This is a genomic window from Streptomyces sp. NRRL WC-3618, from assembly GCF_001280005.1.
In the GTDB taxonomy this organism is placed as follows: Bacteria; Actinomycetota; Actinomycetes; order Streptomycetales; family Streptomycetaceae; genus Streptomyces.
The window spans coordinates 1-4,468 of record NZ_LGDW01000161.1; the positions used below are offsets into that span (position 1 = coordinate 1).

At 67.9% G+C, this 4,468-nt stretch carries 3 protein-coding genes; 2 read left to right on the top strand and 1 reads right to left on the bottom strand.

All coding sequences use genetic code 11. From position 1 onward, the window contains the following. On the top strand, positions 1 to 496 hold a 496-nt coding region (locus ADL01_RS17375; protein ID WP_063783536.1), incomplete at its 5' end, for an Rv3235 family protein. Positions 497 to 636: 140 nt separating this feature from the next. Here ADL01_RS17375 and secA read toward each other — a convergent pair. Continuing rightward, a complete protein-coding gene (secA, locus tag ADL01_RS17380; RefSeq protein ID WP_053742913.1) occupies positions 637 to 3,462 on the bottom strand; it encodes a preprotein translocase subunit SecA in 2,826 nt (941 codons plus the stop codon). Positions 3,463 to 3,706: 244 nt separating this feature from the next. Between secA and ADL01_RS17385 the strand changes: the two genes are divergently transcribed. Next, positions 3,707 to 4,279, top strand: a complete 573-nt coding sequence (locus ADL01_RS17385) for a GNAT family N-acetyltransferase (RefSeq protein WP_053742914.1) — start codon at positions 3,707 to 3,709, stop codon at positions 4,277 to 4,279. Positions 4,280 to 4,468: the final 189 nt, after the last annotated feature.

The following is a 4,468-nucleotide window of genomic DNA, read 5'->3' on the forward strand; positions in this document are numbered from 1 at the left end:
CAAGGTGATGACCAGGAGAGCCCGCGACACCCCCTCCCGCCCACCGGTACGCAGGGAAACCCGCCGCCCCGGCCGCACCCCGCACCGCACACCCCCGGCCGGCGGCACCTCCCGCACGCCCCTCCCCGAGGCCACCACCCCTCGCGCTCTCCCGCAGCCTCGCCCCACCGACCTCTTCGCCGACCGCCTCCTGGCCGTCCTGAGCGGCGAACGCCCCGTCCACAGCATGCTCCGCCACACCGTGGGCCGCGCCTACGACGAACTGGCCTGGCTCGCCGCACGCGGCCCCCTGCGTACCCGCGGCGCCCGCCCGGTCGTCCGCGACGTCGGCTACTTCGAACCCAGCCGAGGCGCCCTGGAGGCCTTCGCCCGCATCGGCGCCGGCGACCAGCTGCGTGCGATGGCCTTCCGCCTGGAACTGGGCCGGGACTTCCGCTGGCGCTGCACGGCCGTCGAACTGGGCGGCCCCCGCAGGCCCCACACGGCGGACGACTAGACACCCGGCACGCGGAAGGGCCGGCCACCCTCGTGGGATGCCCGGCCCTTCACGCAGAACGTCACACAGCGCCTACGACGAACTCACCGCCGACCGCCTGCGTCACGCTTACTCCTGCTGCTGCTTACTCCTGCTGCTGCTTACTTCTTACGCCGACGCCCGCTGCGCTGCTGCTTGCGCCGCTCCGCGCGCGTGAGCCCGTCCGCCTCGGACCGCACCTCGTCGTCGTCCCCGACGAGGTCGCCCTCGATGACGCCGCCCTCGCCGTCCACGGTCGGCGCGGAGAAGTGCAGCCGGTCCGGCCGCTGCGGAGCGTCGAGCCCCTTGGCGCGGATCTCGGGCCGGGAACCGGCACTCGCCCGCGCGGGCACCGCGTCCTCGGTGCCCTTGTCCAGCGACGGCGTGGCGTCCGCGACCGGGACCTCCTCGACCTGCTGCTCGACCTGGACCTCCAGGTTGAACAGGTAGCCGACGGACTCCTCCTTGATGCCCTCCATCATGGCGGTGAACATGTCGAAGCCCTCACGCTGGTACTCGACCAGCGGGTCCTTCTGCGCCATGGCGCGCAGACCGATGCCCTCCTGGAGGTAGTCCATCTCGTAGAGGTGCTCGCGCCACTTGCGGTCGAGGACCGACAGCACGACCCGGCGCTCCAGCTCACGCATGATCTCGGAGCCGAGCTGCTCCTCACGCGCCGCGTACTGGGCGTGGATGTCGTCCTTGATCGACTCGGAGATGAACTCGGCGGTCAGCCCCGCACGGTCGCCGGCCGCCTCCTCCAGCTCGTCGACGGTGACCTTGACCGGGTAGAGCTGCTTGAAGGCGCCCCACAGCCGGTCCACGTCCCATTCCTCGGCGAAGCCTTCGGACGTCTCCGCGCTGATGTACGCGTCGATGGTGTCGTCCATGAAGTGCTGGACCTGCTCGTGCAGATCCTCGCCCTCCAGGACGCGGCGCCGCTCGCCGTAGATGACCTCGCGCTGCCGGTTGAGGACCTCGTCGTACTTGAGGACGTTCTTGCGGGTCTCGAAGTTCTGCGTCTCGACCTGCGACTGGGCGGAGGCGATGGCACGGGTGACCATCTTGTTCTCGATCGGCACGTCGTCCGGAACGTTCGCCATCGACATGACGCGCTCGACCATCTGGGCCTTGAACAGCCGCATGAGATCGTCGCCGAGGGAGAGGTAGAACCGTGACTCGCCGGGGTCGCCCTGACGTCCGGAACGACCGCGCAGCTGGTTGTCGATCCGCCGGGACTCGTGCCGCTCGGTACCGAGGACGTACAGCCCGCCGAGGTCCTTGACCTCCTCGAACTCGGCCTTCACCGCCTTCTCGGCCCGCTCCAGGGCGGCCGGCAGGGCCGCGGCCCACTCCTCGATGTGCTCCTCGGGGTCGAGGCCGCGCTGCCGCAGCTCCGCCTCGGCGAGGTCGTCGGGGTTGCCGCCGAGCTTGATGTCCGTACCGCGACCGGCCATGTTGGTCGCGACCGTGACGGCGCCCTTGCGGCCGGCCTGGGCGACGATGGTCGCCTCCCGGTCGTGCTGCTTGGCGTTCAGCACTTCGTGCTGGATGCCGCGCTTGGAGAGCTGCTGCGACAGGTACTCGGACTTCTCCACCGAGGTCGTGCCGACGAGGATCGGCTGACCCTTCTCGTGCTTCTCCGCGATGTCGTCGACAACCGCCTCGAACTTCGCGACCTCGGTGCGGTAGATCAGGTCGGACTGGTCCTTGCGGACCATGTCACGGTTGGTCGGGATCGGGACGACACCGAGCTTGTAGATCTGGTGGAACTCGGCGGCCTCGGTCATGGCCGTACCGGTCATGCCTGAGAGCTTGGAGTAGAGGCGGAAGAAGTTCTGGAGGGTGATGGTCGCCAGGGTCTGGTTCTCGTCCTTGATGTCCACCCCTTCCTTCGCCTCGATCGCCTGGTGCATGCCCTCGTTGTAGCGGCGGCCGGCGAGGATACGGCCGGTGTGCTCGTCGACGATCATGACTTCGCCGTCGATGACGACGTAGTCCTTGTCGTTCTTGAAGAGCTCCTTGGCCTTGATGGCGTTGTTCAGGTAGCCCACCAGCGGCGTGTTCACCGACTCGTACAGGTTGTCGATGCCCAGCCAGTCCTCGACCTTGGCGACACCCGACTCGTGGATGGCGACGGTGCGCTTCTTCTCGTCGACGTCGTAGTCGCCGGTCTCCTCGATGCCCTTGAGGGGGTTGCCCGTCTCGCCGCGCTTGAGGCGGGTGACCAGCTTCGCGAAGTCGCCGTACCACTTGGTGGCCTGGTCGGCCGGGCCGGAGATGATCAGCGGCGTACGGGCCTCGTCGATGAGGATCGAGTCGACCTCGTCGACCACGGCGAAGTTGTGGCCGCGCTGGACGAGTTCGTCCTGCGACCAGGCCATGTTGTCGCGCAGGTAGTCGAAGCCGAACTCGTTGTTCGTGCCGTACGTGATGTCACAGCTGTACTGCTCGCGCCGCTGGGCCGGCGTCATGTTGGCGAGGATGCAGCCGACGGTCAGCCCCAGGAACTTGTGGACGCGACCCATCATCTCGGAGTCGCGCTCAGCCAGGTAGTCGTTGACCGTGATGAGGTGAACACCGTCCCCGGAGAGGGCGTTCAAATACGTCGGCAGGGTACCGACCAGGGTCTTGCCCTCGCCGGTCTTCATCTCGGCGACATAGCCGAGGTGGAGGGCTGCGCCACCCATGATCTGCACGTCGTAATGACGCTGACCGAGGGCGCGCTTGGCGGCCTCGCGCACGGTGGCGAAAGCCTCGGGCAGCAGGTCGTCCAAGCTCTCACCGTCGGCGTACCGCTGCTTGTACTCATCGGTGAGGGCCCGCAGCTCGGCGTCGGAGAGGTCGACGAAGTCCTCTTCGATGGAGTTGACCTGGTCCGCGATGCGGTGCAGCTTGCGCAGGATTTTGCCTTCGCCTGCACGCATGATCTTTGAGAGGACGGACACGGGGGTTGGTCTCCTTGCCGGTCGGGCCTGGGACGGTCGGTTTCCATTGTCTTAACTGAGCAACGGCCATCGTATGCGAGCCCCCGCCAAGCCGGGAGGTCTGCCAGGGGGACAGCCATAAGGAGAACGGCCGGGAGTCACGGATGGTGCCGCACCGCACCCACGAATTGCACGAATTGTGATCACGAACTCACGCACGGCAAAAGGGATGGCGCCCTCCTCACACCCCGAGCAGAATCGGCCGATGGACCCCGTCACGCTCACCACGGCCCGCCTGCTCCTGCGCACGGTCGGCCCCCACGACACCGACGCCGTGTACGCCGCGGTGCAGGACCCCGACATCCAGCGCTGGACGACGATCCCGTCGCCCTACCTGCCCGAGCACGCCCGTGGCTTCACCTCCCAGCTGGTGCCCGACGGCTGGGCGGACGGCTCGATGTTCACGTTCGGTGTCTTCCTCCCCGAAGGGGAGGAACTGGTGGGCATGCTCGCCCTGACCATGCGCTCCCTGAGCGTGAGCGAAGTCGGCTTCTGGGCCGACAAGGCCCACCGGGGCAACGGCTACATCACGGAAGCCACGATCACCGCCGCCCGCTGGGCCTTCACCCACCTGTCGGTGGACCGCGTGGAGTGGAGGGCGGAAGTAGGCAACACGGCGTCCCGAACAGCGGCGGAACGAGCCGGCTTCACCATGGAGGGCACCCTGCGCTCGGCAATCAACAACAAGGGAGTACGCCGAGACTGCTGGGTAGCCTCCCTACTCCCCTCAGACCTGGGCCTCCCCTCTTCGGCCCCCTACGCCCCGGCCGACATCTGACAACTCAGCCCGACGGACGCGTAAGGACAAGGTCCAGCGCCATCTTCTCTCCCACCTACCCGCCCCCACCGCGTCTACAGCCCAGGCCCGGACATCCCAGCCCGTCCGGCGCTTGAGGACAAGGCCCGTCCAGCCCTGGCTTCTCTCCCACCCACCCGCCCCCACCGCACCTACAGCCCAGGCCCAGGC

Excerpts from the sequence above, each read along its gene's own strand:
- ADL01_RS17385 (WP_053742914.1), top strand. The coding sequence starts at position 3,707 with ATGGACCCCGTCACGCTCACCACGGCCCGCCTGCTCCTGCGCACGGTC.